This is a genomic window from Bradyrhizobium sp. BWA-3-5, assembly GCF_032917985.1.
Taxonomy (GTDB): domain Bacteria; phylum Pseudomonadota; class Alphaproteobacteria; order Rhizobiales; family Xanthobacteraceae; genus Bradyrhizobium.
Genome location: NZ_CP136626.1, coordinates 2033965 through 2059533 on the forward strand (window position 1 = coordinate 2033965; position 25569 = coordinate 2059533).

Consider the following 25569-nt stretch of genomic DNA (forward strand, 5'->3'; position numbering starts at 1 on the left):
CCTCGGAGGGCGTCGTCAGACCGAGGTCGCCGTCAACACATAAGTCCGATTTTGGGCCCGTAGCCGAACAACGCTCAAGCTTTCGTCACGTCGGTTGCCAGCAGTAAACCGGACGGCGGACCGCGCAGGTCATCACCGCCGCTTTTGATGCTGTGGACGGCGCCCACTCTGCGGCATCGAAGTGCCATAGGGTGGTTGCGTTAGAGCAAACCACATTGAGGGGAGCCGTCCATGGGCGAGGTTAGCACGATTGGTCTGGATATTGCGAAGTCGGTGTTCCAGGTGCATGGGATCGATGTTGCGGGCGCGGTCTTGATCCGCAAGCGCGTAAGTCGGGCAAAAGTGCTGGAGTATTTGGCGAGCTGCCGCGTTGTTTGGTCGGGATCGAAGCATGTCCGTCAGCGCATCATTGGGGCCGCGAACTTCAGGCGCTCGGTCATACGGTCAGACTGATACCTCCGAGCTATGTGAAGGCTGACCTCAAACGCAGCAAGAATGATGCGAATGATGCGGCTGCGATCTGTGAGGCTGTGCTGGTGCGCCAGCGTACAATGTTGAGCAATGCACTGCGCGGGCACTTGGCCGAACTGGGCATCGTGTCGGCCAAGGGGCGTAACGGGACACCGGAGTTACTAAGGATTATCGCGGATGCCGAGGATGGCCGGGTGTCGCCAGCAGTGTGCGGTATCCTCGACGTGTTGGCGCGGCAGTATGATGCCATCGGCGCAGAGATAGCATCCATCGACAAGAACATTATGTCCCTGCACCAGGCCTGTGAGGCAAGCCGGCGCCTGGCGGAGATCCCAGGTATCGGCCCGATCGGTGCCACCGCCCTGGTTGCCGAGATCGGTGACTGGAATACTTTCTCGTCGGGGCGCAGTCTTGCGGCCTGGATCGGGTTGGTGCCAAAGCAACACAGCACGGGTGGCAAAGACAAGCTCGGCAGCATCACCAAGCAGGGCAATCTCTATCGCCGCAGCTCTCGACTATGTGCATCTCTAAGGCATCACTGCAAACCGAAGATCAGCTGAAGCGCCGTCCGCCTTGGATAATTGGGCGCTTCCCCCGCATCGCAAGGAAGCTCAGAGGCGCGCCTACAATTCTGAACGTCTATTAATGGAACCGGGAACGAGAAATCCTGCTGAAGATTAGTATGGGCAGGCCGTCGCCCGCCGTTAACGAAACGGCGCATGTCGCGGATAGCCAAAGGTCTTCTGACCCGCTGTTCAAAAACAAGCGCTCGCGCAGATAGCCAAAGGCGACGGTCGCCGTCCCATCCCGGTTAGTAGCCGCTCTCGCGGAGCGTTCGTTATGCGCAAACACATCGAGATAGACCACAGGCACAGCCGTGCCATCGTTCAGAAGATTGGCGAAAGATTGCGAACGTCCCTGAAACCGGAGGCGGACGTGCCAGCGAGACTTCGCAAGCAAATAGATCGGCTCCGCGAGATGGAGGAGCACTCACTTCAGGATGCAGCGCGCACCTAAATAGTTAAGCAGGGCTATCCTTTCCCGCTGCGGTTCCGAGACTGCAAACGATGAACTAACTCCCACCTCCGTGAATTACGAGATAAATCAGGAGGCGCGGATGTCGAAGTTTATAACCCTGTTGGTCGAGGACGATGCGTTTCAGCGCGAGATACTAGCTGACGTCCTCAAAGGGGAAGGATTTGAGGTGGTCGAATGCGCGACTGCGGAGGCGGCTGAGTTGATCGTCGCGTCAACCGGAACTGAGTTGCGAGCGCTCATCGCCGACCACAATCTCGCTGGCGAGATGTCGGGTGCCGCGCTTGCACAATATGCGCGGCGCAAACACCCCGGCATGAACATCATCCTCATGTCAGGAACAAAGGTGGAGCCTGTCCCCGTTGTCACGACGTTTCTGCAAAAGCCCTTCGCGCCGGATCTGCTGCTCGACGCAGTTCGCCGTTGAGCATTGGTCCGTTATAGGGAGGTTCGAGCCTTTCGCCGCTTTGCAACACGATCCGCGCCGCGCAGGTAGCGCATTCCTTCGACCGCCAGGACGTTCTCGTCAGCTTCCATGCCGGCCAGATGGGCCGCCAGCCGGTCGCGTGTGGCTTTGGCCTCGTGCGGGGTAAGATGGGCGATAAGGGTATAAGCGTACATCACCTTCTCAATTGCGATCTGCATCTGGGTTCTCTCCTCCCGGTTCCACTCAAACGACGGAACAATCAAGTTGTTCCAACGTTTGGAACTGAAAGGGAGTGCCGACCATGGACAGGGGTATCGCGTTATTCGAACTGCGGTAAGCACCTTGTTCCAACGCCAAGCGAAAGCGGGCGCACCGAGTTGAAGTGCGTGTTCTGCGACCATCTGGACCCGTTAGAGATACCAACGGCAAGGCAGTGGGCCGAGAGCCCGCTTGCTTAACCCGCCCGCGAGACTGCCCGTTAATCTGCGACGTCACCTACGGGCCTTGCGGCACAAAGAACCCCGGCATCTCGCCGGGGCAAAGTCGCTTGGGAGGAAGGAAACCCGAGAACACGTCAAATAGCGTCCCATTGCTCCACACCGAGGGAAACACTGTAGGTCGCCATCATCTCCGTCGGGTTGATCAGTGAAGCTGTGGTCGCCTGAAGCGGCGTCACGGAATGCGACCAAGCAATTGGGACGGCAAGAGCAATACCAAGACCGATTGTGCCCGTCGAAAAGAAAAGCTTGAACACGACCGCACCCCTTGAGTCCGTGATGGTGCGATCATGAGCGGGTGGGGGTCCGGACTATGGCGTGGGCTCCCAGAAATGATGTCGAGTTCAATTCTTGTGTTTCGTAGGGCGTGCCGAAGGTTCGTCCCACGCCGCGGACGAAACAGCTTCACCCAGCCGTGATCAGTTGCCGGACTAAGTGGTGCTGATCCAGTAGTGCCCCGCCGCGTGGGTTGCCAGTTGCCGCGGATCGAGCTGTTGTCTGCGTGTCACTCCTCAATACTGCCGATATGCCCACTGAGCAGACTTCTTCATCTCGGCTACAAACTGGCGAACGGTTATGCTTACCGCTCGCATTGTTTGCCAAGCCGCCGTGGCCTTAAACCAACTCTTCGCTTTTTCGAAATTTGTGTAACCCCAGCGGAAGGCTGGAATTTTCATGAGCTTGTCTCGTGTAAGCCTGAACAGGCGCTCGACCAGCACGAGCTTTAGAACTTCGCCGATGACAAGCGTTGCGATGCTGCTCATCATCTGACCCGTAGCCGCCAGATAAGCCGCGACGGGCTTTACCGGTTCCAAGACAACTACTGGAACCGCAAACAACGCCAGCGAGGGATAGGGCCGCAAGGATCTGACCCAAGTACACACTCGCCTCAGCACCGCGCGCCTTGAGAGCCAGTCTGCAATCGGCTTGGCGATTGTCATGAAGATCGCGTCCGCCAGAAAATACAGGGCGGCCAGGATATAGCTGACGGGCTGTACTATTCGCTTCACGGCATCTCCGAGCAGATCTCAACCTGCGAGAGGGCGAATGGTTTCACACTGCAAGAGTGGTCGGACCAGAGCGATCTAACAGGAGACGCGGTGCCCACCCCTTGTGAAGCCAGGGGTGCGGAAGTTCGCTGCATCAGTTCGCGCCGCATCAACGCGTTCATGAACCTAACGGAGGGGCCTCCGCGTTGTGCGTACGGGCAGGAACAAGGAAAGAGAGGCAGCAATGTACATCCGCAAAGCCATTTTGGGTGCAGCGAGCGCACTAGCTCTTGCTTCACCGGCAGGCGCGTCCGATCTGCCGGTAGCTCCCTATGCCAATGTGCCGAGTTATGAGCGGCACACCCACACGTACGAGTACCGAACCGCACCGCCTGTCGTAGTTGCGGAGCCAGCTCCGGTCGCTTCCGAAACCATCATCATTCGCCGGCCCGTGGCTGTGGCACCGCCAGTGGTGGTTGATGAATACCCCGTCTATTCGGCGCCGCGGGTGTATGTGGCACCTCCGGTGTATGCTTACGCGGGCCCGGGCTGGCGGCACGGATGGCATCATCGGAGCCACTTTTACGGCGGTTGGTGAGCTTATGAGGTAAGTAGGGACCCCATATGCCTTAGCGCACCTGGCGAGAGGCCGGGTGTTGGCGATTGTTCTTTGATGCCATAATTGGATCGGCAACGAGCGCGCGAGTAGCCGTTCCGGGGCGCTACGGCAGCTTCAAGTACGCCGCCTAAAACCCCCGCTTTAGACCTGCGCTCAGCTTGCGGCACCAATCGTTCTCGATCGTACCCTTTTCTTCTCGCTCCTTCACGATTGATCTCCGCTCGTGGAAACCTTCGCCGAAGGTTTTTACGAGAAACCGTCCACCTCGATTTACACAAGCCTATTCGCCGTCCGCCGAAACGTGAGAACGCGGTGTCGGTTTCCTCATCGATCTGATAGCGCTGCTTGATGGATACGAGCAAATTGCTCGCTCCCCCAGAGCTCCCTTTTACAGGTGATCCCGCAAAGTGTCAGCTTCAGGGGTGAAGCGGAAGAACGTTCGCTCGCCAGGCACCTTCGGCTTTTGACCGGAGCGGACCTATTGCCTGATTGTTCCTTCTGCTTGGGTACGATTACGACGCTGAGCGACTACCATCGGCATATCAATCCCATCAGTCTCAACGCAATCGCAAAGCCTGCCCCACGTATCGGATCATCGCAAAAGATAACGCTTGATCTGACGCACTCGGGCTCGGCAACTCGGTAACGCTGTTTCCAAAGAGATCAGAAGGATGTTTCCACTCGATTATTGCGCTCTCCTTCAACTTCTACTTTGAAAACCCGCTGCAGAAACAATCAGCGACGCGCCGGCTATGAGGACCAGCACTAACACCGTCTTGCGAAAGGTCTCATCCTTGATTGTTCCGTACAGCCTAAAGCCGATCCATATGCCAGCAACCATGAACGGAAGACCGATGCCATAGAGTTTGACGGTTTCAGGCGTGTACGATCCTGCGATAAGCTGCGAAATCGAGATAATCACAAAGGCTGCAAACAGCACCGGCTGAAAAACAGCGCGCTGTTTGTCTTTCGACCATCCTCGCAACTGGCACGAGATGGTTGAGATGATACCACCAAGGCCCGTGATGCCTCCAAGCAGGCCGTTCGCAATACCTATGGCGATGTCAGCAAGGCTGCTAATTTTAAATGGTCCGAGTGGCGGGCGTACGAGACTGTACGTTGCGTAGAGGACGAGCAACACGCCGACGCCAAAACGCACATAGGTGGGATTGGTGCGGGTCAACAGCATCACCCCAATCGGAATGCCGATAGCCGTTCCCAGCATGAGCGGCCAAATGCTGCGCCAGCTTAATTCGTGGCGCAACCTCGCGATGCCATATCCCTGCGTAAGGAGACCATAACCGGCGATCAGTGCCGCGACTTGAATGGGCGTAATGATGTGCAGCCAGATGCCGGATACGACGATACCCATCGCGAACCCGGAGAAGCCGCTAACAAAACCACCCAGAAACGTTGCCAAAATGTAAAGGAGAAGAAGGTGACCATCCATTGTGCTCGCTCCATAGGAAAGCGAGCAGCGCTTGCATGGGGTCACCACTTAACGGGGAGGCTGCGACATCCCCAGCAACTATCCTACGCAACCAAGCTCCCGCTTGGCAATAGTTTGTCGCCTGTTGCCCTTGGATGGGGTGCTGGCTAGTCAGCCAGCTTGACCATTGACCGAAGTCAAAGGATGCCCCGTGCGCTCGTCTTAATGGAGAGCGCACGCGGTTCTCGCTCCGGCTTCCGCTGCGTCCCCGGCGTCAGAGGTCGGCGGCGATGAAGCACGCGGCCCTGGCGCTTCCTCCTCCAGCCCCAGAAGGCGCCGGGGCGCGGCGTGTGAAACGGCCGATGCATTATAGGGTGGTCTCTCGTCGGGACGGACCCGAAGCGGACATTTGCTTCGCGCAGTGAGGTGGCTCGATCATCGCCCCTTGACGATCGCGCCAGATCAATACTCGCGCAAAGTGGAGCTAGGAGCATAGTGGATGACACCACCCAAGGAAGTGACTCCAAAGGAGGAAGAGCGGGCCCTCAAAGAATGGCGCTTTTGACTCAAAGCTGACTACGAAATCGCTTCAATCATTTCGGTTAAATTCGCAACGACGGCATCCGGCTGTGCGTTGCTTCCATCGTCAGATCGCGGAGACCTATTGACCCAAACACTTTGCATCCCGAGTGCGCGTACAGGTGTCGCTTCGCAGCGCCCCTCCGCTATATGGATAATCCTGCTGGGATGCTCGCCGATCAGCTCGACAGCTCGGTCAAAGATAGCGCGGTTGGGCTTGTAGGATTTGGCTTGCTCCGACGTGACCAACGCGTCAAACTGCACGGCAAATTGTTTGATCGTTTGAGAGAGCAATTGATCGTCGATATTGGAGATGACGGCCAATCGGTAACGGCGAGCGAGCCAAGTTAGACAGACGTTGGTTTCTTCAAAGGGAGGCCAACTCGATGGAGAACGGGCAAACAAAAGTTCCAAATCGGCATCCGACCTGACGCTGAGGGTCTTTGCGATGGATTGCGCGACGCGCTGAAGGACGTTCGAATACGGGAAGATATTTTCGCGGATAATCCGCGCTTCGCTCTGTAAGAAGAGATCGATTAGATCGGCATCTGTTACTCTGGATTGCGAGTAACCGTAGATGTCTCTAAGCGCTCTGCAAGCTCCGCTTTCCCAGTCAATCAGCGTGCCGTAACAGTCAAACGTCAGAGTAGTGGGTTTGTAAGTTTCGAAAACGGTACGAGCATCTTTGCTCATTGCATTCTCTTCAAAAACCTATCACCAAGCTGAACGTTGCGAACGGCGCGGAGTTCCGCACATGCCTTCTCAGACCTGCTGACCGCCGGTTGCAACGTCCGGGGGTTAGGTTAGACGTTAGACTGGGAGCGGCCGAACGGTCGCCAAACGCCTCATAACGCATAAGAGACGTGATGCGCAGACGCTCATTCGATCTCCTCGTCGGCGCGATTGCGGTGCTGGCGCACCGCACGAATTGCAGTAAAACTGATCCAACGATCCAGACGATGCTTCAAGCCTGCTAGTGACTGGCTCTCAGCGAGTGCAAAAGGTCGAATGTTGAGACCGGCAGCGTAGACGACGCGATCCCTGCTGCAACTCTACATGCGTGTCGGCTCGATAACCGACATAACGGCATGAATATAGCGGACTAAGTTGTTGCGTAGACCCAACAAATGTTCAAGGCGGTTTCGTTGAGAAGTGCTTGATGCGCCTATGGGCTGCAGTGACGTAATGCAAGCGCCCTCTCCACTTTCTCCAACAAAGAGCAAGTCATGGTCATTAAACGACGTCGCTTCAAGCAAACTCATTCACTAGAAGAGCGTCTCGCTCAAGATACAGCTCAACTTCGTGACCAAGCAAAGGGCCTACCAGATGGTGCCGAAAGAAGGCACATCATGCGTAGAATCCAACAAAACGAGGCTGCTACCGATCTTTGCGAATTGCTTCGTTCGCCACGACTTCAACTTGTCGACTAAAGATCTCGGAATGGCCAGATACCAAGCGTACTTTGCGGATGTTGATGGGCAGTTCACAAGTTTCCGCGCGTTCGCCTGTTATTCAGACGAACAAGCCATCGAGTGGACGAAGCAGCTTATGGACCAGGGGGCGGCCGAGCTCCGGTGCGGCGAGCGAGTGGTGATACATCTCTCTGAATGCAAGCTCAGTCAGATCAAAACCGGACATAGATAAAGGCGTCCGATGATCGCAAATGGCCCGCTGCTGACCTTCACGCGAACCACCGCTGCGTCCGATATCCGGCGTAGACCGGACCAGTCATGAACAGGTTGAACTCGCGGTTTGACCCGTAGCGGAACTCGCATCTACGTGCGCAGTGACGCGAGCCAGTCGCGCCAAAACTGCTCTTGTGTAGCGACTGAAGCAGGTACCACATCGTTACCTTCGGAAAACATGTCGACTAAGTCTTCCATTCTGGTGTGCCGCCCCATCGCCATCTTGTAGGCTTTCAGACCCTGGCCCATGTCCCTCGCCATCCCCGAAGGATATACGTTTAGGCTTGCTCCGTAGCAGAGCGGGATGAGGCCATCCTGAGCTAATATGCTGCGAACGTCGCAGAGTGCCTGAAAGAAGTCGGTTGCAGTCGTCTCAACAGCTTTATCGCGATACTCGCACCGAAGGCGACAACGTGCGCGCGCATGATCGCTCTCATCGAACAGCATGAATATGGCCGTCTCGTCATGAGCGCCGCCGACCAAGCGTTGCCGTTCGAGGAGCGACTGTCAATCTCGGAGGGATGTAGGCAAGGTCTGTGAAGCTTGCGCTCGCGAGGTAGTTGTTATTCGATGATCCCGCCCACGTTATGGGCAGGCCGGGGAGCCCGGCTCGACGTTCATCAGTTTTGGAAGGGTCATCAATGTTTTATCGTCTGATCGCAGTCGCATTTGTTTCTTTGACCGCCACCGCACAGGCTCAAACGCCGACCCGCACGGAATTGAAGCGCGCGGACCTCACGGGGACCAATATGGAAATCATCGTTGTGGTCGTTGATGTGCCGCCTGGCGCCGTCCTGCCACGTCACACACATCCGGGAGAAGAAGTTGTCTACGTACTGGACGGCGCAACTGTCGCACCTTCCGATGGCAAAGAGATCCCGTTTCCCACCGGAGCAGCATTGATAAATACCCGCGACGTCCCGCACGCTGGTATCAAAATCGTGGGCGATAAATCTCTCAAAATGCTGAACGTCTTCGTTGTCGATAAGGGCAAGCCGATGACGGTGCCTGCGCAATAAGGCGGTGGGCTGCAAGGCCCGGCGCGCCCTCGCCGGGCCTTCCTCTCTGAGGGAAGTGAAGGCGAGTGAACGTTGGCTCTCGGCCCTTACCGACCTCCCGAGCGGCCCGGCCGATGTCCGTTGCTGAGATGTAAGCTGAACAACTCGGTTGCCGCCTGAAGTCGTGTTGTGACCCCTAGTGGACCTTGGTCCTTCTGCACGGCAGATGCCGCTCAGTTGCAGCGACAACACTGTTTCGTGATGAACCGCCTTTAAGATAGCAGCGAGCACGCATGGGGTACATTGTGCCTGTATCACCGGCCAAGGCATCTGTCCGTGGGCGTCGGTGGCTGAGAGACTAAGAGCGCTCCCGCCTGCATAGTCAGGGAGCGCGTCGTGACAAAGGCCGAACTCTTCCGCCGCGGCATCGAGTTTAGTACAGTGCGTGCCGAGTTGGCCCAATCGGAAGACGTCAGAACTACTTGGCTGCAAATACGCGAGAGTTACCGACATTTGTTGCAGCTTGAGACTAGTCTGATTTGGGATCAGGCATCGATACTCGACGAGCTAGCAAGCCGATGCACAGACAGGGGCCGGACGTTGACCTGATCTATCTTGCGACCGCGCAGGAGGCCATTTCTAGTGCGCCTCCACACTTGGCACGACTAAAAGAACACCTAGAACTATCGCGCCAGCTGATAGAGCAATCGCGAAGATCAGTTTTGGCAAGTCGGCAATTGTTGCAGGTCTTCGCAGCCCCATCGGTTTTGGAAACGCGCAAATGTCGGCCTCTGGCTCTCAGCCGAACTGCCTCTGAGCCGCCGCAAAGGCCGCTCTCAGAGGAGGTCCGGACTTGACGAGATGAGTGGCCGGACCGCCGCTTGTGACCCTGAGCCGCCATTCCGAGGCGGCCCGCTTCATGCCACTACTGATAGATTCCCTCCAGCCGACTTGGCCAGAGACCTGCGATGCTCGTCTGCAGAATTAATTGCTGGTACCTGGAATCGGGTTGTTCGGCTTGGAGCTGGCAGTGATCTCTCGAAGTATTGCCCTGGCACCCTGCAGATCTGGGGTCTCAAAGCCCTCAGTAAACTGATTATAGAGCGGGCCGAGCAGGTCGTGAGCCTCGCCCCGCCGACCCTGTTCTCGCCAAAGACGTGCAAGGCATGTCGCTGCGCGCAACTCCCACAGCTTTGCACTTTGCTGGCGCGCGGTTGCCGCCGCATGCCGGAACCGTGCTTCCGCCGCGATCGGATCGGGCTTCGGCAACCGCAGCATCAGCTCGCCCATGATCCGAAGGAGTTCGGCCGCGAACCACCTCTCGCCAGTTTCTTCCACACGTTCCAGCGCCTTTGCAATCAGGTCCAAACCTTCTTCCACTGCGCCGGAACGGCCGAGCACCTCGGCCTGTAGACCGAGGAAATATGGCTCATAAAGACCAGCTCCGGTGGCGAGCCACGCCGGAAGGCCCTGCCGAAGCTGCGCGAGCCCCGTCTCGAGCTCACCCGCCTCAGTCAGCGCCCATCCCCGGATTACCGTGGCCGCCGCGAGAAAATGCGGAAAGTTCTGCTCGGTCGCGAGCTCAATTAGTTTCTCGGCTCGGTCCTTTGCCTCGGGCGAGGCCCGGCGGTACTGCTCGAAGAAACACGCGAACAACAGGGCGTACGCCAGCGTGTTGAGGTGCGCGAGTTCGCGGGCGGAGTCGAGCGCGTCGCGGCTGCGCGTCCGGGCCTGCTCCGGATAGCCCAGCGCAAACAACGTCCATGAGAGCCCCGACAGCGCCGCCACGCGCGGATCCTGCACGTAGAGGAAGGCGAGCGAGCGATGCCGCTCCCGATCATAGAGGGCGAGCGCCCGTTCCAGGTGGGTGCGAGCAGCGGCCACCTCGCCTCGCCAGAAGGCACCGGTCCCGCCGACTCGGTGAGCCACCAGGGTCGCGGAAGCCTCCTGATGGTCCTGGACCCGACGCAGAAACTCGTCTGCCACTTCGCGCGCCGCGTTGTGCTCGGCACGCACGCCATGGAACACCCATTGACCGTAGAGCACGGGCCAGAGCTGAGCGGTGGCCCCGATCTGCTCGCAGAGCTCGCGGGCACGGGCGTTGGCCCGGCCCGCTTCTGGCGCTGCCCAACCCTGCGTGGCCATCAGCGCCACGCCCAATGCCACCTGGAGGTCAAGTTCGCGCCAGCTCCGATCTGCCTCCGGCACACAAGCGAGCAGGTTCAACCCGCTCCGCAACTGCGCAAGCGCTTCGGCCATCGCCGAGCGGGCGATGGCTCGCTGTCCCGCCCTCCGCCAATAATCGACGGCCGATTCGGCCAGCCCGGCCTCAGTGAAATGATGGGCCAGAAGTTCGGGCTGTGCCTGCGCCGTCTCCGAAAAATGCTGCTCGAGCGCGGCGGCGATTCGGGCGTGCAAGCGTTGCCGCTTCGCGCGCACGAGAGTCGCGTAGGCGGCGTCCTGCACGAGCGCGTGCTTGAAGCTGTAGGTCGCCTGAGGCGGCGTGCCGCGCCGGAACACCAGGCCCGAGCTGACGAGGTCGTCCAACCCGGCTTGCAGGTCGCTCTCCGGCAGTGCCGCCGTCATCGCGAGCAGCTCGTGGGAGAATTCCCGGCCTATAGCGGCCGCCACCTGGGCTACCTCACGCGCCGGAGCCAGCCGGTCGAGCCGGGCCAGCAGCGACTCCTGGAGCGTGGTCGGGATCGCCATCGGCGGCAGCGGCCCCGCGAGCGCATAGTGGTCGCCCGCATCGCGGAGCAGGTTGGTCTCCAGCACGGTCCGCGTCAGTTCCTCAACGAACAGGGGCACGCCATCCGTCTTGGCGACGATCTGGTCGAGCACCGCAGGAGGTAGCGCCTTGCCGCCGCTCAGCCGCGCGACCATGGCCGCGCCCTGCCGGCGGCTCAGCCGGCTGAGGGTCAGCGCGATAACGTGCGCATAGCGCATCCAGGGCGGCTCGAACTCGGGCCGGAAGGTGATGAGGACCAGCACCGGGGCGCCTTGCACCCGGTCGACGATGAGATCGAGCAGCTCGAGCGAGGTCGGGTCGGCCCAGTGGACGTCCTCGTACAGGGCGAGCACGGGCCGACGCCTGGCGAGGCCCAAGACCTGATTGACCAGCTCCTCGAGCGTTCGTTCCTTCTGCCGATGCGGGCTCATGTCGAGCGGCGGGTAGCGCGCAGGCGTCTCGAGCGACAGCAATGCCGCAAGCAGCGGCGCCACCGGGGTCACATCATCGGTCGACAGCGCAAGCAGCACCTCGAGCTTGTCGAGCCTCGTTCCGGCGGGATCGTCCGCGGCGAAGCCCGCCGCCCGCTCCAGCAGGCCGATCACCGGATAGAGTGGGCTGGTCTGATGGTGTGGTGAGCAGTAGTGGCCCAAGGCGGTATGCGGCTCACTCTCAAGTCGCCCGCGCAGCGCCCGCACAAGGCGCGACTTGCCGATGCCAGGCTCGCCCGCCAGCAGCACCACCTGACCTTCGCCCTCCTTGGCTCGCTCCCAGTGCTCGAGAAGCAGGCCGATCTCACTTTCGCGACCTACCAGTGGCGTCAGGCCGGCGCCGTGCAACGCCTCGAACCGACTCTCGGCGGTGCCTTCCCCGATCACCCGCCATGCCCGCACCGGAACGGGAAAGCCCTTTAATATCTGTAGGCCGAGCTCGGCGAGTTCAAACAGCCCGCCAACGAGCTCCCGGGTTCGGGCGGAAATCACCACCGTGCCCGGCTCGGCCAGAGCTTGCAGTCGCGCCGCAAGATTTGGCGTGTCGCCGACCACCGTCTCCTCGCGCGCGGCGCCTTCGCCGATCAACTCGCCGACAACCACCGGGCCAGTCGCGATGCCGACACGGGCTGCCAACGTCTCGCCGTGCGCCGATCCTAGGCTGTGCACCGCGGCGAGCCCGGCCCGCACCGCGCGTTCGGCCTCATCCTCATGGGCGCGCGGATAGCCGAAATAGGCCAGCACACCATCGCCCATGTATTTCGCCACGTGCCCTTCGAACCGTGCGATCGCGCCCGCCACCGCGCTCTGATATGTCCGCAGCACTTCGGCCATTTCCTCAGGATCGAGCCGCGCGGCGAGTGCGGTCGAGTCGACCAGGTCGACGAACATCACGGTGAGCTGGCGGCGCTCGGCCTCGGGTGCAAGCGACGCTTTCCCCGAGGTGGGTGCGGCCGTGGCAGGGATAGTTGCCGAAATCGAGCCGGCGCGCAGGGCGGCAATGGCAGCGAGCAGCTTGCGGCGATGGCCGATCGAGGCAACGCCGAGCCCGATCAGATCCTCGGCCGTGAGATCCATGAGGACCTCGGCATCGATGTCGTTCTCCCGGAACGCCTGTTCGTACTGTCCCAACCCCAGACCACACAGCAAGGCCCCGACGTCCATGGGCTCCTCCCGGCTCTCGTCTTCAGCGCTAGGTGCTCCAGTCTATCTCAAGATTGCGTGCGCTGGGGGCGGTGAAACGTCACGAGTTGAGCGCGGAGGAAGGGCAGCATTTGGCCCTAAGCCGAACAACGCCGAAGCCTTTGTCATGTCGGCTGATAGGGATAGACCGGACGCCGTTCCGTTCTCGCCCTTACCGCCGCTTGTGACCCGAAGGGACCTTCGGTCTGGACCGGAGCACTTCCTTGGCCAAACGGATGTGTTAGCGGGTCAGTGGTGAAACGCTCGCCAAAAACGGCATTGATGCCAGCGGGAAGAGAGATCCCTGGGCATGTAGACGCCGCTACCTAGCTGACGTTGGCGCAGTTCTCAGGATGCGATCGGCGTTAGTTTTGTTTCGGGGCGCCAGTACCCGTAGTCTGCCGGTGCGGTTGGCCTGGCGGATGAGCGGAAGCTGCCGGCTTGTCTTGATCGCCGACATATCCGGATTCTCCAGAGTTGCGGGTCTTAACTCCTTTGTCCGCCTCCTCGTTGGGCATGCTGGTCTTTTGCCCTTTGTCCATCTGTTCTTTGGTTAGCTCGCTGGGTGCGGCCTGTTGCTGTTGTGCCGCCGCTTGGAAGGCAATCGCGCTTCCGGCAACGACAATCATCGCGAGAGTTGCGGTTCGCATACGTCCTCTCCTGTGTTGGTTCGGATCCGGTAACGCGCGAACTTCCGAACGTTTCCGAGTTCCGATTGCTATATTCATGCTTGATGCACGCCTCGATTGCTCAAGCGGCGAGTGCTGCGTGAACTAGAAACTAGCGGGACATGGACATGGGGACGGTCCTGATCCAGCCGGCGTTCCGGCCATGCCGCCCCGGTTTTGCCCTCTAAACAAAACTCGCGCCCTGCAGATCTCCCGGCCAACCGAAGGCGGTCAGCGCGACTGACCTAGTGCTGTGAGATCAGGCGGTGGCCGTCTCCGACTGGTCATGAGCGGGCGTCTCAGGCTGACCACCTGTCTTCATCGCGCCTGGCCTCATCTTCGTTGAGGCGATCCGCAATGTCGGTGGCGACGGCGGGAGAGTCCACATGTGCGATGGGAGTGCCGTCTTGCTTCGTTAATTTGTGACCGTCAACGTTCACAGGAAAGTCCTCGGGTTCAAGAGGCTTCTTTGCAATCGAAGTCATGTCTTTTCTCCCTGCGTTGCGATTGCTTCCTGGCATAGGCTCCAGGCGGCATAGGCTCCAGGCGATAAATTGTTCCTATTAGCGTGATTGGGTCTCGTTGACCCGCTTGCCGCAGCAAAAATAGGAACAGAGCAGCGCCTGTAAAATTGCCGTTCGTCCACAGGTAGAGGAGAACGACAATGAAAGTAACAGCGATTGCATTAGCATTGTTCTTTGCGCTCGGCTCGACATTGGCGGTCGCCCAAGGAGCTGGAGGAGGTGCCGGAGGAGCTGGCGGTGCCGGGGGTGCGGGCGCCGGTGCAGGCGCCGGTGCAGGTGCCGGCGCGGGTGCCGGGGGGCAGGCGGTAGCGGCGCCGGTGACGGAAGTGGCAGCGCCGGCGGAGCGGCCGGCGGAGGAGGCCCCCCTGCTGCAACGCCTGGCACAACGGGCAGCCCTGCCGACGTACGCACGCCAACTCACGATAAAACGATGAAGAAGTAATAGGCGGCCGCCGGACCACGCAGGTCATCCCCGCCGCGAACCTCTCGCTGGCTGCAGGCTGTAGCCGGCTAGGAGGTTAGCAAGCAATGGATGGGGGGTGGGTTGACCCGTGTCTGGATCTCCCGCTGATGCGACCCTCAGCTTGAGATGAGCGTCGACGTCCGGCACATCGAGGTAGACACGGCTAGTTGGATGCTGTGATTTTGGCGTGCCCCTTGTGTGAAGCGCTGAACTTCCAGAGCCTCAGCTCCACGTCCCGGAGCCGGGGTCTGTCGGGACTCGGCGCTGGGAAGCTTTCTACTCAATCGGAGTATTGCCAGTCTTGAGGCCAAAGGCGACATCCTCGCCAGGCAAGAGGCGTCGACCGGTATGAGCAGGGACGCACAATGGTCGCGAAGAGGCCGCGAGCATTCTGCTCGTTCCCATGGCAGCGCCAAACAAGGCACCGGGAAGGGCAGTCTCCAAGAGCGAATCGCTAGATGATTTCCACGCCGGGATCGTTGCCTGGCACAACAAAATCCGGGTTTGTTGGTGACGGTGAGATACCTCGCTCAATGATCCCACTGGTTACCAGCCATTCGTTAGTATTGCCGCTTGCGATAATTACAAGCGCATCCTGGTTGGGAAGCCTCTGCAGCTGAACTATAAGCTCTTTGACGGTCATTGATGCGGGCCTTGCAAGCCGGTCCGGCCGGCGAAATCGTCGCCTCCTCTCATCATATCCAGGAGAAAGAGTCGTCCACTAATCAAATGTTAGACTGCAAACGCTTGCTGGTAAATTCTCGCGAGGTAACGCGGATCATACTGTTCGCCCAAATCTGGTGCCGCGCTCTGCTTCTTGCGCGAGCTTCAGCCAGTCCTCGGCTAGGCGCGCCCAAGCTTCTTTATCCTGCGGGTTTGCGGCCTTCTCCGCCAGCTGTCGGCACTCCTCAGCTTCCTTGTGGAACTTCTCTGCTTCGCTGCGGGATGATGGTGTCATGGGCAGTTCCTCCCAGCTTAACTGGCTGGGAAACGATCTATGCTTGAACAGCACTGCTATCCCGCGAAACGCCTCCTGCGATAGGTCGTTCCGTTGCTCGGAATATTTGCCGACTTCGTCGATGCCAGTACGGTCGGGATTTTGCTGCAACTCGACCGAGCGATGCTGTTAGTGGAGCTACGTTGCTCTCCAAGCTCTAACCCGCCGCAGATGCAGCCTCTTTAAGAATGAGAGCGGACGTAGAACCCGAAGAGGTTTGGATTCGCTTAGTCGAACACAGCTCAGATTCACCATGTCGGTTGCCAGCGGCAGACCGGATATCGGCCCACGTACATCCTCACCGCGCTTTTGGCCCCTCAGCCGAACTGCAGCGGCTGCAAGGGCTGCTCTCAGAGGAGAACCGGACCTGACGAGATGAGCGGCCGGACTGCCGCTTGTGACCTTGCTGTGAAAGCCACGAGTCGGCTAGGATTCTTCCGTTTCCTGATGGGGGATACGGATGGGACGCTTCGTTGAAGGCGCGGACAGATCCCAGCTGACGCTCTTGCCGGAATGTCTGGAGGATGGGTAAGCGAGGACAACGCGGCCCATGTTATCGATGTGTTTGTCGAGGCGCTCGACCTGCATGGAATGGGGTTTGCGCGTGTGACAATCTCACACTGGTGATGAACATCGTCGGCAAATCGAGCCTGATTGCAGCCATCCGCGCCGCCTGAGGGCCGCAAAGTGCGTCCAAAAGCGCAATACCGCGCGCGGTACCCATTTTGGCCGGTCATTGGACGATCGACGCGAGAACATCAGCCGCCTGCAATGATTGGCGACTACGGCCGCGTGCCGACCTATCCGTTTGCACACAATCAAGATCCAAAGCGGACAATGGAGTTATCGATGCTTGGTAACTAAAATTTTAGAGTCGTGCGAAGCCCCAATACTGCGGCATTCTTGAGGGAGTGGCCGCCAAGGGGCCCTCCGGGTAACGTCGCTCCCCCGCCGGGATGGATTATGTATTGAACATTTGGCTGAGCCGTCCATCCATTCAGTATCTGATATTGATAGGCAGCAGTGATAAGGCCTTCAAAGCTGCGCAGAGGCCAGCCCGCAGCGGCAAATTGCTGATAGTCCAAGTCGAGCGATTGGGCACGTTTGGAGACGTGGGCATATCCGAATGCAACGCCGAATTTATCGAGGGGGCGGCGACCGTCCAGGCCGATGAATTCGATGCCAGCATCGGCATAACGGTCGATAAGATTGCGATCTGATGGTGCGAGCGAAACGCGCGCAAATACACCGATGCCGCGATCGTCCGATTGCGGCACCTTGTAGACTTGCTGCTCCAGAACGCCCCACGCGCCCACGTCGCCGGAGAGCATCAAAGGCATACCCGACGACAGCCGATTAGCGAGTGATATACCGTTGGAAGCCGTCCGCTGATCGGCAAACTTATCAAAATGATGCCACCCCCCAAGCTTGATTTGGCCTGTAAGATTTGGATCGCCCTTCTTGTTATTCCAAGCGTACTGGATCTGGCCGAGCAGCAGAGGCGGATCGTTCACGCGAAAGTTGACGCCATAGCGGTTGCGCAGCTGGGGATCGTCAGGCCCAGGACCTGCCTGATTGCCGTCGAAGATCGCGCCAAGCAGACTGAAGTTTTGATTCACGTTCACGAGCAGCCGGGCGCCCATCGCAGCAAGCGGAGGCGACGGACCGCCGCTTGGAAGATCGATCGCCGTGATGGCGGGCCATCCCAAGGAAGCGTTGGTGAAAACGTCGGTGTACTTGGTATTGAAGAATTCGCTATCAGCCGCGAGTTGCCCCATCTTGAGAGAGACGATCTTATCCCCCCACTGTTTTTCGAAATAGGCCTCGTAGAGGCGAGTCGTGGGCAGGGCTTCGATTCCGGAGACCACGAAAAAGTTCTGGAGATTGCTCCGCGAAAGACCATTGCCATGAATCTGAAATACGTTCGCGTGGAACGTCAGCTGGGAAAGTCCGGCCAACTTTTGTAAGTCAATATCGACAGCAAGGTTGAGGCGGCCTTCATAAACTCCGCCTCGCTGAAGCCCGCCTGTAATATTGGCTAATGCTTCACCGATATAGGTTGCCGCAAACTTGATACCGTACTGTTGCAGAGGCTGCGGCAGCAGACCCAAGGTCTTTTCCTCGACGGTGCTTTCTCCCGTGTCCGGGTCAGCAGGTTTGTCATCATCAGTCTTTTTGTCGGCTTGTGCCCAGGTGACCGACGTCACGCAACATGCGAGCAAGAGTGACGCCGCCATCAGAGCGAACCGGTTCATCTCACAACTCTTGTCGAAAATGCCTCTCTTCGCAATAAACAAAGCAAGCGCGAAAAGCTCAAGTTGCGGGCGGCGTGTTCACTTTCATACACGAATTTATCCGGCTCTCTGCTTCAGGCCGTCAGTCGAACACCGCCCAAGCCTTTGTCATGTCGGCTGACTTGGCAGACCGGACTCCGGTCCGTGCTCGCCCCTACCGCCCGCTTGTGACCCGAAGCAGGCGCATCGCCGCAGAGGGAATATTTCTGAATCAGGCCGCAGCTCGGCGCGACTACACGGACTAACCTTTGTTATGTTCCGCTTCGGGTGACGGGAACGAGCGGTTCAATAGCGCATTGGGCAGGCATGCCTCGCTACTACTTCAACGTCCGCCATGGCGACCGTCCTATCCCCGACATCGAAGGTCAGGAGCTAGTAAGCATCGAAAATGCCTGGGTCGAAGCTGCCGGTTCTATCGGCGATATGGTGAAGGACACGTTCCTCAGGAGCAGCCGCGCCCGGTTTCAAATGGCAATTGAGGTCTGTGAAGACGACAGACCCGTGTTGCTAGTGAAGGTCTCCCTTGCCCCGGATAGGCACGGGTAGTTTCGCGTGCTTATCCGCACGGACATTGTTGGCCAGCGCCCACCGATCTAGCGTCACCGCTGCACGATACTAATCGCTAAGGGCTAAACAAACGGCCCCGGCGTGGGGCGACGCCAGAGCCGAAATGTAGTCCCGGGTGACGGGCCCGAGACCATTTTGAGTTTGTGAGTGTCGTCCCGCGAGGGGACATGCCCACAATCGGCATGACGGGTGATCGTTCCTAATGAGGAAATCATCCGCCACTCCGGAAACCGACGTTGTGGAACCTCTAAGGGCCGAGCGTTGCCAGTCGTGTGTGCCGACCGCCCGGGTTGGTAGGGTTCAAGAGCGGCCCCAGCTTCCCCCGGCTGGGATCTTTCTTTGTGCCGGATAGACAAGGCGTCGGTACCTTCAGTTCGGCACCTCAAGAGAGCCTGAGTTCCTCGATGGCGCGAGCCGAAATTTGCTTGGGGTCTTTCAGCCCGGTCTGGCCAAGCTCAAAAATCTTTTTGGCAATAAATTCGGTCAGGGGATCGTTGCGGTCTTTGATGGACAGAGCGCTCAGTGTTCGCTCGTAAGCATCTGTAAGACGCCGTATCTCTTCGGGCCCCAACGAGACGTTCTGCAACAATCGGTAAATGGCCACTTTGCGCCTCCAAGCCCTTTGGCGCTTCCAGAATGGTGGTGCAATGGTGGGGTTTGTATCCGTGAAATTACGGGTTGGACGCTCAGCATTAACCAGAGAGGAACCATATCAAATTGTCTGAAAAATCTTAGAAACAAATCGGCGGAGCGAGCGTCGGTTCACCAGAGGGCAAACCGCGATGACAGAGCGCCAGTTCAGAAAGCTGGAAACCGAGATTGCGCGCTATCGGCTCCTGGAACGGGAGGTGACCGATCCAGTGGCTGCGAGCCTGATCCACGTCATCATCTTAGAACTGGAAGCCGAGCTTCAGCAGGTCGGCGAGCCCCCTCAGCGAGCACGCCGGGGCACGGCAGGGTAGTTATCAGGAAGGAGCAATAAATGGATGACAAACGAACATCATCAAAAGCGGGGGGACGGGCCGCTAAAGGCTTGCGCGAGGCGACTGCCAAGGAAGAAGCGAAAAACGAGAGCAAGATGGGGCATGATCTAGCGAAGGGCGCTGATCGCTTCGAAGAACGCTCTAAAAGCTCCGATGGAAAAAGCGCAGAAGAAAAACAAAAAGGGTAAATGTAAACAACAGACCCGACGCCCATTTCAAACGGCCTCCGCAATGAGGCTGGAGGCCTCTCACATCCGGCGGCGGACCGGCGTGATGCAGGATAGGTTGGGATTTCCCCTTCTGTGAAGGGTTTCGGATGCCGGCCGCATGAGGGACAGCGCGGCGTGTTCGGCGGCCGGCGTCCGAAAGCCTACAAGGGAGGAAACCGCGGTTAAGGGTCGTGAGGCGGAGCGGCAGACGCTATGGGGATTGGAGCGGCAGACGCTATGGGGATTTGAGTGCCGCGAGGGAGCTGGCCGATTTGGATGAAGCCGGTGCAACGAGGCGAGCGAAGGTAAAGCGGCTGGTGAATGGGCGGCGGGCAGCGTCAAACTGGACCAGTTGTCGGACGATTTGCGACGGGTGGCGGAAATCTGATCGCGCTGTGCCGTGGCCGGTCGAGAGCCGGCGAGCGCGACGAGCAGATTTGCCGGATTGTGACGCGATCATGAGGTGTCGATCCTGATGACGGTTGCTGGACCCTTTGGCCGATGCCGTGGTGATGCCGTGGTGTTGCCCCGCGCGCGAACACCTCGACGATGATCATACGACCGCCGCAGCATGGGCAAGCCGGCTTGTTGGCATCGACGGCGGCCGCAGTGGCATTGGCTTCAGGTTTTGCAACGGCGAGCAGCTCGCGCGCGCGAGCGATGTTGATGTTAGCGGCGCAAGCGCCTTTGGCGAACAGGCCGTAGTGGCGGATACGATGTAGGCCTTTTGGCAGCACGTGAATGAGAAAGCGGCGGATGAACTCGTCGGAGGCGAGCGTCATCCGCTTTTGACGATCGCGGCCCTCGACCCGGTAATCCTTCCACTTGAAGGTGACGCCTCGCTGGTCAAAGGCGATCAGGCGGCTGTTGGCGATGGCGACGCGGTGGGTGTAGCGCGACAGATAGGCCAGCACCGCCTCCGGTCCCCCGAACGGCCGTTTTGCGTAGACGACCCACTCCGCCTTGCGCAGCGGCGCGAGATAAGCCGCGAAGCATTGGGCCTCGGCGAGATGGGTGTGATCGCCGAAGAGGCTGAGGCGGCCGGCCGCGTGCGCGGCGACGAGCTCCAGGAACAGTCGCCGGAATAGGCGGGAGAGCACGCGCACGGGGAGGAAGAACCCCGGCCGGCAAGACACCCAGCGCTGGCCGTCGGGCGAGATGCCGCCACCCGGCACGATCATGTGCACGTGCGGGTTTCGTCAACGTGGCCCTTAGATTGGTTCTCCAAGGCTGGCCTCCAAGGGCTCCGGCTGCGACGCCCCGGAGCTGGGGCTCTTGGTGTCCAGCGTCTCACAGATGCGCGCGTTCGCTGGCTTCGCGACGGGTTTCATCCAGCGCCTTCTCGTAATTGCCCGCGAACCTCTCAATACTATGAGCCCACATCTTCAGCATTGAGACCTGAAAGAGCGCAATCGGCTGTAGGGTCTTCAAGCCGCTCGCGGTTGCCGCGGTGATGCTCGTTTGTCCGTCGTGCGCGGGATGGTTCGCGTTAGCGCTCTCGGCTCTCATGCTGTTCGCTCCTTGGCACTGGTAGTATTGGCGGCTAGCTGAGTGTCGGCTTGTGCCGTGCGTGAAGACAAACTTAGGGCCACGGCTTGATCTGCCGCGAGTTTCGCAGCTCGGTCGTCATGCAACTTGTCCAGGCTTCTTAAGTAAGCGACCGCCGCTATTTGCAAGAGATTGAAATCATATCCGGCGGCCTGATGAAGATTGGTGACATAGCGATAGAGGGCGGAGCGCCGGTCATCGTCCTCGCTGATACTGCTGTGGCGGAGCAGATAGTTCCGCCAAGCGAATGCACACGCGCCTTCTGCCAATGAAGCCATGGGGCACCTCCCAAATTTTTTTAAGAGAAAGACGGAGGAGCCATTTCGTTCCGCGAGTCTGTCGAGTGTAATGTTATTCCGCAGCTGCGCTGCGAGGTGTTTGCGTGCGAGCGGTGTGGTTGCTGCAGTCGGCGAGGTCAGCGCTGCTCCGGGCGGGCCCACGATTCGGGCGGTTCTGCCGCTGGCAATTGTGCGCTGCCCTGCCATTCTGCAGAGCGGCCGGCTAACTTGTCGTACTCCTCAGCGACCCGCAGCAGTCGGCACATTTCTCGCGGGGCGGCATAGCGCAATTGCTTCGCTTTCTCGCGGGTGGCCCTTGCGCGACCACGCCAGTACTTCTGGCTTTTGATCGGATCATCCATGCTGCGATAAAACCGTTGTCACGACGTTGCTCGCCAACAATTGTTAAGGAAGCGGGTTCGTGCCGTTCACGATTGATTTGCAAGTAGAAGGAATTCGGGAAGAAGCGGAAATTGGCTCCGATTGGAACGCCAGATGGCAAGGCCTGTTGTATCTTCAAGGATCTACGACGTTTGGGGCCTCAGATGAGTAAGCGTAAGCCAGCCAAGGCCTCAAAGCGCGCCCGCAGCCCCGCCTTAGCCGCGCGGGCTCATGAACAAAAGCACGATATTGGTTAAAAGCGCCAAAGACAATCTATTGCGCTCTGCTTCCGCGGTACCGATTGATTCGACACCGGAGTGGCATGACGAGCCGGAAGAAGAAAAGTCGGAACGCTGAGAAGCAGGTGGCTCTCAACGTTGAGAAGCAAGCGGCTGCCAAAGTCGAGAGCCAAGAAGCTCCCAAAGTGGAGAGTCAGCTCGCCGACCTGATTGTAGAAACGACGAAAAGGCAGGCAGACATGGCGGTGAAGCAGTCGACAGAACTGGCTGCACGTGCGGGGAGGAACGGTCAACAGCTTTTGCCACCTGGCTTTGTCGACTATATGCGTTCACCTTTTCCAGCTTCCGATCGGGGCCAAGGCCCCATCTACGGTCGGGACAGGTTTGGTTAGCCGGAGGGGCTCGGTCTCCCCGCGGACACGTTCTGGGAGGATTAGGACGCGACATGCCAAGAACGGGAGAATTCACCGGCCTTAAGCGGCGTTGCCCCGCTACGCGCGGGTCGCGCGACGGCGCATCCTGCGGCGGGTACCGTCGATGCCGACAATGCAGTGGCAGGACAACGTGTGGCAGCGTCGCCCTGATGCGCTGCGTGGGCCCGTATCAGGGCGCTGGCGGTCGACGGCCTTACTGCGGCAAATCCTTGCAGAGCTTGATCACGATCATGACCGTCGAGCGGACTGCCACCGCCACCGGGCAGATAAACGGCAATTCTTCCACGAGGCCGACAATGGCAGCCCGAACGCGGAGAGTTCTTTTCAAATGCGCGAAGCGCAAGCCTGCCACACCCATCGGACATCTCCATTCGGCCCCGAGCAAGCAGCGGGCTGATACTAAGAGAGCGAAAAATGGAGCCGGACTATTGCCAGTTCTGGTGTTCCCTATATCGAGGTGAAGGAACCCTTTAGGTCGTAGGGACGCTGCCCGGCAGAATTACCCGCAGCGATGCTGCGGTCGTTTACAAGCCACACGACTTTTGATTGGACATCGCGCACACCGGGGTAGTTCATGTGATTCCGAAGCCATCGCTTGGATAGGAATCGCCGCATGTGGAACTGGATGATGCTCGGGCTGGAAAGCAACCGCGTGATCGGCCTGCGGATGGCGAAGCTGATGCGCGGCGGCAAATCCGCTCAACGTGAAGCCCAACGCATGGTCAGTGAGAAAATGTTTGCGGCGGCGAAGGCTGGTACAAGCCTGATGGCTGGCGCATCCGGAGACAAGATTGTTGCGCAATATCGAAGAAAGGTGGGAGCTAACGCCAAACGGCTCGGCCGCAAACGAATCCGGCGCAAACGAAAGTGAACCACAAAGTCTCAGATCGGCCAGAAGCTGCCAACACTTGCAATAGATGATGGCTCTGCCGGGCAGAGACCCTCCATCGCCCTCGTGTGCACTCCGGAGCGTTGATCCATGATCAATGCGCTAATCGTTCGCCGCAACACGCAATTCGCAAAGGATGAGAAGGCGCTTCGCGCGGCGCAGTACGTTCGAATGTCGACGGAGCTTCAGCGCTATCCGCCCGGTCCGCTTGGAGCTGCAGCGATAGTTCGAATGAGGAGCGGCGCCCCGCCGTGCGGCAAAGCCACACGCATTCGTGAACGGATTCCCGTCATCGCCTCCGCTGACGCCGGGCGCACGCACTCACGAGGCCATGTCAATGTCCAGCGATGCCACGCGCAGCATGGAGGAGCGATGCCGCTGCGAACACGATTGTTGCTGACCGTCATTCTGCTCGTCTTTCTCGGCGCTCATGCGTGCGTGGCGTTCATTGTGCTGCCATCTGCGCACAGCGATTGGCAGAACTCGCGTCCGACGCAGATGGGAACCCAGGATTGACGCGCGGAAGATTTTTGCCGCCTCGCATGTGATCGCGCCGCTGGCGCGGGCTGATAACCGATCAATCTCCGTATCCTTGGGCGTGTCCGCATGCACAAGGATGGCGGTCGCGGCGCATCCCGATGGTAGGCCACCGCCATCGCCTGGTGCGTCTTGACGGCCGGGAGATGGCGGCCGGTGCGTGTGGCCGTGGGCGCGTAGGGCAACACCCAGCCGCGCCTGCCGGACCACGTCGAGGACGTGCCGGCCGCCCACAGATTGATTACATAGGTTGAGGGATGGGGTGGGCTGCGTCCCGCCCAGCGCCCCCGGCAAGCCGGCGATGGCAAAGAAAAAGGTCATTCCGCAACCGCTCCTTGCGGAAATTTGCTTCCCTTCCATGATCTGAAAAAGCAAATCGCTTCCATTGCGCCAGCCGCCCGAACGGACGACATTTGCCGTCGACATCAACGGACTGGCTACAAAATGGAACGCTTGCGATATGAGCCGTTTGGCGAGCGCCTGGCACCCGAAAGGGAGGAAGGATCGGCTTCGCGCGCGTCCAAATATCTGTTGTGGGCCGGCACCGGCCTGTTCTGGTCGCTGGTTGTCGGAATCGTGCTCGCCCGCGCGGTGTTCTTCGAGCCGGGGGTCTTCGACAGCTTCAGCCGCTTCGCTGCCTACGCCACGGGGCTGATCTTCTAGGGTCCAGACTCAATTTGATTAAAGCCAGAATGCTACGGCGGCAAGGAGGCACAGAGCTGAGAAGTAGTTCCGGGCGAGTTTGTCGTAGCGCATTGCGGTGCGCCTGAAACCCAACCGCTTCGCCGATGGGGAGATGTTCTTTTCCGATGGCCGTTAGCGTGCCTGCTCGCGGCGCCGGTGAAGCGTCCGAGACCGGTAGTGAGCAGCGGCTCGCACAACCGCGGGCCACCGATCATGTCGACCGCCATGGGTCATCCGCGGTATCCAGCGCGGGACGGCGGCGCGGAACGTACTCTCTCCGAACGTCCCCTCGAGCGTGGGTTCTTCGTACGCCACGACGAAGACGTGGAAGGCGAGCCAGAGCAGCGCCCGCAGACGATGAGGCGCCAATCGCCCATCAGCACCGCTTGACCAGGATGATGGCAACGACCGCGACGTATATTGGATTACGCACATAACGGTAGAGACCGGTCACCACGAGATTCCGGGTCGGCGCGATGGGAGCGTGGGTGCCGAGACCCTGCAACGCGAAACGCGCAAATGCGTCAACGAGCCCAGGCACGCCTGCGAGAATCATTATCGCTCCGATGCCGCGAGTCAGCTCCAGACCAAGGAATGGCGGCCGGAGTTGCCAACCCGCGATCGACCATGGAACGAGCCGCGCCAGCGTACATGGGGCGACCACGAAGAAAACCGCCGAGCCCAGGACGGCAATGGTTCGTTGCACGGCGGTTCCCGACACTCGCTGCGAACTCATTCAAACCT

At 59.4% G+C, this 25569-nt stretch carries 28 protein-coding genes and 2 pseudogenes; 9 read left to right on the forward strand and 21 right to left on the reverse strand.

The window, feature by feature from the left end; all coding sequences use genetic code 11:
- Positions 1 to 374 precede the first annotated feature (374 nt).
- Both RX331_RS09790 and RX331_RS09795 read left to right on the forward strand, forming a co-directional pair.
- Positions 375 to 1031, forward strand: coding sequence for a transposase (locus RX331_RS09790; RefSeq protein WP_317256357.1), 657 nt, complete (start codon positions 375 to 377; stop codon positions 1029 to 1031).
- Between the two features lie 557 nt (positions 1032 to 1588).
- On the forward strand, positions 1589 to 1933 hold the full coding sequence (locus RX331_RS09795) for a response regulator (protein WP_317256358.1): 345 nt from the start codon (positions 1589 to 1591) through the stop codon (positions 1931 to 1933).
- A gap of 11 nt (positions 1934 to 1944) precedes the next feature.
- Here RX331_RS09795 and RX331_RS09800 read toward each other — a convergent pair whose 3' ends face one another.
- The 6 genes from RX331_RS09800 to RX331_RS09825 form a co-directional block, all read right to left on the reverse strand.
- Positions 1945 to 2151 carry a hypothetical protein gene (locus RX331_RS09800; RefSeq protein WP_317256359.1) on the reverse strand — a complete coding sequence of 69 codons (207 nt, stop codon included), beginning with the start codon at positions 2149 to 2151 and terminating at the stop codon, positions 1945 to 1947.
- Between the two features lie 356 nt (positions 2152 to 2507).
- A complete protein-coding gene (locus RX331_RS09805; protein WP_317256360.1) occupies positions 2508 to 2687 on the reverse strand; it encodes a hypothetical protein in 180 nt (59 codons plus the stop codon).
- A gap of 255 nt (positions 2688 to 2942) precedes the next feature.
- Positions 2943 to 3440, reverse strand: a complete 498-nt coding sequence (locus RX331_RS09810) for a hypothetical protein (protein ID WP_317256361.1) — start codon at positions 3438 to 3440, stop codon at positions 2943 to 2945.
- 1298 nt (positions 3441 to 4738) lie between these two features.
- On the reverse strand, positions 4739 to 5488 hold the full coding sequence (locus RX331_RS09815) for a sulfite exporter TauE/SafE family protein (RefSeq protein WP_317256362.1): 750 nt from the start codon (positions 5486 to 5488) through the stop codon (positions 4739 to 4741).
- 555 nt (positions 5489 to 6043) lie between these two features.
- The gene (locus tag RX331_RS09820) at positions 6044 to 6739 is read right to left on the reverse strand and encodes an HAD-IA family hydrolase (RefSeq protein WP_317256363.1); all 696 of its coding nucleotides are present in this window, start codon (positions 6737 to 6739) and stop codon (positions 6044 to 6046) included.
- A gap of 1082 nt (positions 6740 to 7821) precedes the next feature.
- Positions 7822 to 8178 (reverse strand): hypothetical protein, encoded by a 357-nt coding sequence (locus tag RX331_RS09825; protein WP_317256364.1) that lies wholly within the window; start codon positions 8176 to 8178, stop codon positions 7822 to 7824.
- A gap of 194 nt (positions 8179 to 8372) precedes the next feature.
- On the opposite strand from RX331_RS09825, the gene RX331_RS09830 reads away from it, so the two are divergent.
- A complete protein-coding gene (locus RX331_RS09830) occupies positions 8373 to 8750 on the forward strand; it encodes a cupin domain-containing protein (RefSeq protein ID WP_317256365.1) in 378 nt (125 codons plus the stop codon).
- Positions 8751 to 9713: 963 nt separating this feature from the next.
- Here the strand turns inward: RX331_RS09830 and RX331_RS09835 are convergent.
- The 6 genes from RX331_RS09835 to RX331_RS09860 form a co-directional block, all read right to left on the reverse strand.
- Positions 9714 to 13112, reverse strand: a complete 3399-nt coding sequence (locus RX331_RS09835) for an adenylate/guanylate cyclase domain-containing protein (protein ID WP_317256366.1) — start codon at positions 13110 to 13112, stop codon at positions 9714 to 9716.
- A gap of 383 nt (positions 13113 to 13495) precedes the next feature.
- Entirely contained in the window at positions 13496 to 13780 is a 285-nt protein-coding gene (locus RX331_RS09840) for a hypothetical protein (protein ID WP_317256367.1), read from the reverse strand.
- A gap of 317 nt (positions 13781 to 14097) precedes the next feature.
- Positions 14098 to 14283, reverse strand: a complete 186-nt coding sequence (locus RX331_RS09845; protein ID WP_317256368.1) for a hypothetical protein — start codon at positions 14281 to 14283, stop codon at positions 14098 to 14100.
- Positions 14284 to 15239: 956 nt separating this feature from the next.
- Positions 15240 to 15428: a hypothetical protein gene (locus RX331_RS09850; RefSeq protein WP_317256369.1), complete on the reverse strand. Its 189-nt coding sequence runs from the start codon at positions 15426 to 15428 to the stop codon at positions 15240 to 15242.
- A 135-nt stretch (positions 15429 to 15563) separates the two neighbouring features.
- Positions 15564 to 15893, reverse strand: coding sequence for a hypothetical protein (locus tag RX331_RS09855; protein WP_317256370.1), 330 nt, complete (start codon positions 15891 to 15893; stop codon positions 15564 to 15566).
- 749 nt (positions 15894 to 16642) lie between these two features.
- On the reverse strand, positions 16643 to 18019 hold the full coding sequence (locus RX331_RS09860) for a carbohydrate porin (protein ID WP_410708263.1): 1377 nt from the start codon (positions 18017 to 18019) through the stop codon (positions 16643 to 16645).
- A 363-nt stretch (positions 18020 to 18382) separates the two neighbouring features.
- On the opposite strand from RX331_RS09860, the gene RX331_RS38740 reads away from it, so the two are divergent.
- Positions 18383 to 18622: a DUF6894 family protein gene (locus tag RX331_RS38740; RefSeq protein WP_410708160.1), complete on the forward strand. Its 240-nt coding sequence runs from the start codon at positions 18383 to 18385 to the stop codon at positions 18620 to 18622.
- Between the two features lie 403 nt (positions 18623 to 19025).
- Here RX331_RS38740 and RX331_RS09865 read toward each other — a convergent pair whose 3' ends face one another.
- Positions 19026 to 19247: a hypothetical protein gene (locus RX331_RS09865; RefSeq protein ID WP_317256372.1), complete on the reverse strand. Its 222-nt coding sequence runs from the start codon at positions 19245 to 19247 to the stop codon at positions 19026 to 19028.
- 178 nt (positions 19248 to 19425) lie between these two features.
- On the opposite strand from RX331_RS09865, the gene RX331_RS09870 reads away from it, so the two are divergent.
- Both RX331_RS09870 and RX331_RS09875 read left to right on the forward strand, forming a co-directional pair.
- Positions 19426 to 19605 (forward strand): hypothetical protein, encoded by a 180-nt coding sequence (locus tag RX331_RS09870; protein WP_317256373.1) that lies wholly within the window; start codon positions 19426 to 19428, stop codon positions 19603 to 19605.
- Between the two features lie 20 nt (positions 19606 to 19625).
- A complete protein-coding gene (locus tag RX331_RS09875) occupies positions 19626 to 19814 on the forward strand; it encodes a hypothetical protein (protein WP_317256374.1) in 189 nt (62 codons plus the stop codon).
- A gap of 536 nt (positions 19815 to 20350) precedes the next feature.
- On the opposite strand, the pseudogene RX331_RS09880 reads toward RX331_RS09875, so the two are convergent.
- The 4 genes and pseudogenes from RX331_RS09880 to RX331_RS09895 form a co-directional block, all read right to left on the reverse strand.
- Positions 20351 to 21031, reverse strand: a pseudogene (locus tag RX331_RS09880) (transposase); the annotation flags it as partial.
- Positions 21032 to 21125: 94 nt separating this feature from the next.
- Positions 21126 to 21344 carry a hypothetical protein gene (locus RX331_RS09885; protein WP_317256375.1) on the reverse strand — a complete coding sequence of 73 codons (219 nt, stop codon included), beginning with the start codon at positions 21342 to 21344 and terminating at the stop codon, positions 21126 to 21128.
- A complete protein-coding gene (locus RX331_RS09890) occupies positions 21341 to 21661 on the reverse strand; it encodes a hypothetical protein (RefSeq protein WP_317256376.1) in 321 nt (106 codons plus the stop codon). Before RX331_RS09890 ends, RX331_RS09885 begins: the two co-directional genes overlap by 4 nt.
- Positions 21662 to 21798: 137 nt before the next feature.
- Positions 21799 to 22023: a hypothetical protein gene (locus RX331_RS09895; protein ID WP_317256377.1), complete on the reverse strand. Its 225-nt coding sequence runs from the start codon at positions 22021 to 22023 to the stop codon at positions 21799 to 21801.
- 341 nt (positions 22024 to 22364) lie between these two features.
- Here RX331_RS09895 and RX331_RS09900 point away from each other — a divergent pair, with 341 nt between their 5' ends.
- The gene (locus RX331_RS09900; protein ID WP_317256378.1) at positions 22365 to 22673 is read left to right on the forward strand and encodes a hypothetical protein; all 309 of its coding nucleotides are present in this window, start codon (positions 22365 to 22367) and stop codon (positions 22671 to 22673) included.
- Positions 22674 to 22908: 235 nt separating this feature from the next.
- On the opposite strand, the gene RX331_RS09905 is transcribed toward RX331_RS09900, so the two are convergent.
- Positions 22909 to 23073 carry a hypothetical protein gene (locus tag RX331_RS09905; protein WP_317256379.1) on the reverse strand — a complete coding sequence of 55 codons (165 nt, stop codon included), beginning with the start codon at positions 23071 to 23073 and terminating at the stop codon, positions 22909 to 22911.
- 255 nt (positions 23074 to 23328) lie between these two features.
- On the opposite strand from RX331_RS09905, the gene RX331_RS09910 reads away from it, so the two are divergent.
- Positions 23329 to 23586: a hypothetical protein gene (locus RX331_RS09910; RefSeq protein WP_317256380.1), complete on the forward strand. Its 258-nt coding sequence runs from the start codon at positions 23329 to 23331 to the stop codon at positions 23584 to 23586.
- A gap of 339 nt (positions 23587 to 23925) precedes the next feature.
- Here the strand turns inward: RX331_RS09910 and RX331_RS09915 are convergent, their stop codons facing one another.
- On the reverse strand, positions 23926 to 24567 hold the full coding sequence (locus tag RX331_RS09915; protein WP_317256381.1) for a hypothetical protein: 642 nt from the start codon (positions 24565 to 24567) through the stop codon (positions 23926 to 23928).
- A gap of 18 nt (positions 24568 to 24585) precedes the next feature.
- Here RX331_RS09915 and RX331_RS09920 point away from each other — a divergent pair, with 18 nt between their 5' ends.
- Entirely contained in the window at positions 24586 to 24804 is a 219-nt protein-coding gene (locus RX331_RS09920) for a hypothetical protein (protein WP_317256382.1), read from the forward strand.
- Positions 24805 to 24822: 18 nt separating this feature from the next.
- Here the strand turns inward: RX331_RS09920 and RX331_RS09925 are convergent.
- Positions 24823 to 24912, reverse strand: a pseudogene (locus RX331_RS09925) (IS5/IS1182 family transposase); the annotation flags it as partial.
- Positions 24913 to 25201: 289 nt separating this feature from the next.
- Positions 25202 to 25531, reverse strand: a complete 330-nt coding sequence (locus RX331_RS09930; protein ID WP_317256383.1) for a hypothetical protein — start codon at positions 25529 to 25531, stop codon at positions 25202 to 25204.
- Positions 25532 to 25569 lie beyond the last annotated feature (38 nt).

What these genes read in the sequence shown, in the direction of transcription:
- RX331_RS09795 (WP_317256358.1), top strand. Translation starts at nt 1,589, where the DNA reads ATGTCGAAGTTTATAACCCTGTTGGTCGAGGACGATGCGTTTCAGCGC.
- RX331_RS09800 (WP_317256359.1), bottom strand. Translation starts at nt 2,151, where the DNA reads ATGCAGATCGCAATTGAGAAGGTGATGTACGCTTATACCCTTATCGCC.
- RX331_RS09815 (WP_317256362.1), bottom strand. Translation starts at nt 5,488, where the DNA reads ATGGATGGTCACCTTCTTCTCCTTTACATTTTGGCAACGTTTCTGGGT.
- RX331_RS09820 (WP_317256363.1), bottom strand. Translation starts at nt 6,739, where the DNA reads ATGAGCAAAGATGCTCGTACCGTTTTCGAAACTTACAAACCCACTACT.
- RX331_RS09825 (WP_317256364.1), bottom strand. Translation starts at nt 8,178, where the DNA reads ATGCTGTTCGATGAGAGCGATCATGCGCGCGCACGTTGTCGCCTTCGG.
- RX331_RS09830 (WP_317256365.1), top strand. Translation starts at nt 8,373, where the DNA reads ATGTTTTATCGTCTGATCGCAGTCGCATTTGTTTCTTTGACCGCCACC.
- RX331_RS09835 (WP_317256366.1), bottom strand. Translation starts at nt 13,112, where the DNA reads ATGGACGTCGGGGCCTTGCTGTGTGGTCTGGGGTTGGGACAGTACGAA.
- RX331_RS09840 (WP_317256367.1), bottom strand. Translation starts at nt 13,780, where the DNA reads ATGCGAACCGCAACTCTCGCGATGATTGTCGTTGCCGGAAGCGCGATT.
- RX331_RS09845 (WP_317256368.1), bottom strand. Translation starts at nt 14,283, where the DNA reads ATGACTTCGATTGCAAAGAAGCCTCTTGAACCCGAGGACTTTCCTGTG.
- RX331_RS09850 (WP_317256369.1), bottom strand. Translation starts at nt 15,428, where the DNA reads ATGACCGTCAAAGAGCTTATAGTTCAGCTGCAGAGGCTTCCCAACCAG.
- RX331_RS09860 (WP_410708263.1), bottom strand. Translation starts at nt 18,019, where the DNA reads ATGGCGGCGTCACTCTTGCTCGCATGTTGCGTGACGTCGGTCACCTGG.
- RX331_RS38740 (WP_410708160.1), top strand. Translation starts at nt 18,383, where the DNA reads ATGCCTCGCTACTACTTCAACGTCCGCCATGGCGACCGTCCTATCCCC.
- RX331_RS09870 (WP_317256373.1), top strand. Translation starts at nt 19,426, where the DNA reads ATGACAGAGCGCCAGTTCAGAAAGCTGGAAACCGAGATTGCGCGCTAT.
- RX331_RS09875 (WP_317256374.1), top strand. Translation starts at nt 19,626, where the DNA reads ATGGATGACAAACGAACATCATCAAAAGCGGGGGGACGGGCCGCTAAA.
- RX331_RS09885 (WP_317256375.1), bottom strand. Translation starts at nt 21,344, where the DNA reads ATGAGAGCCGAGAGCGCTAACGCGAACCATCCCGCGCACGACGGACAA.
- RX331_RS09890 (WP_317256376.1), bottom strand. Translation starts at nt 21,661, where the DNA reads ATGGCTTCATTGGCAGAAGGCGCGTGTGCATTCGCTTGGCGGAACTAT.
- RX331_RS09895 (WP_317256377.1), bottom strand. Translation starts at nt 22,023, where the DNA reads ATGGATGATCCGATCAAAAGCCAGAAGTACTGGCGTGGTCGCGCAAGG.
- RX331_RS09900 (WP_317256378.1), top strand. Translation starts at nt 22,365, where the DNA reads ATGACGAGCCGGAAGAAGAAAAGTCGGAACGCTGAGAAGCAGGTGGCT.
- RX331_RS09905 (WP_317256379.1), bottom strand. Translation starts at nt 23,073, where the DNA reads ATGGGTGTGGCAGGCTTGCGCTTCGCGCATTTGAAAAGAACTCTCCGC.
- RX331_RS09910 (WP_317256380.1), top strand. Translation starts at nt 23,329, where the DNA reads ATGTGGAACTGGATGATGCTCGGGCTGGAAAGCAACCGCGTGATCGGC.
- RX331_RS09915 (WP_317256381.1), bottom strand. Translation starts at nt 24,567, where the DNA reads ATGTCGACGGCAAATGTCGTCCGTTCGGGCGGCTGGCGCAATGGAAGC.
- RX331_RS09920 (WP_317256382.1), top strand. Translation starts at nt 24,586, where the DNA reads ATGGAACGCTTGCGATATGAGCCGTTTGGCGAGCGCCTGGCACCCGAA.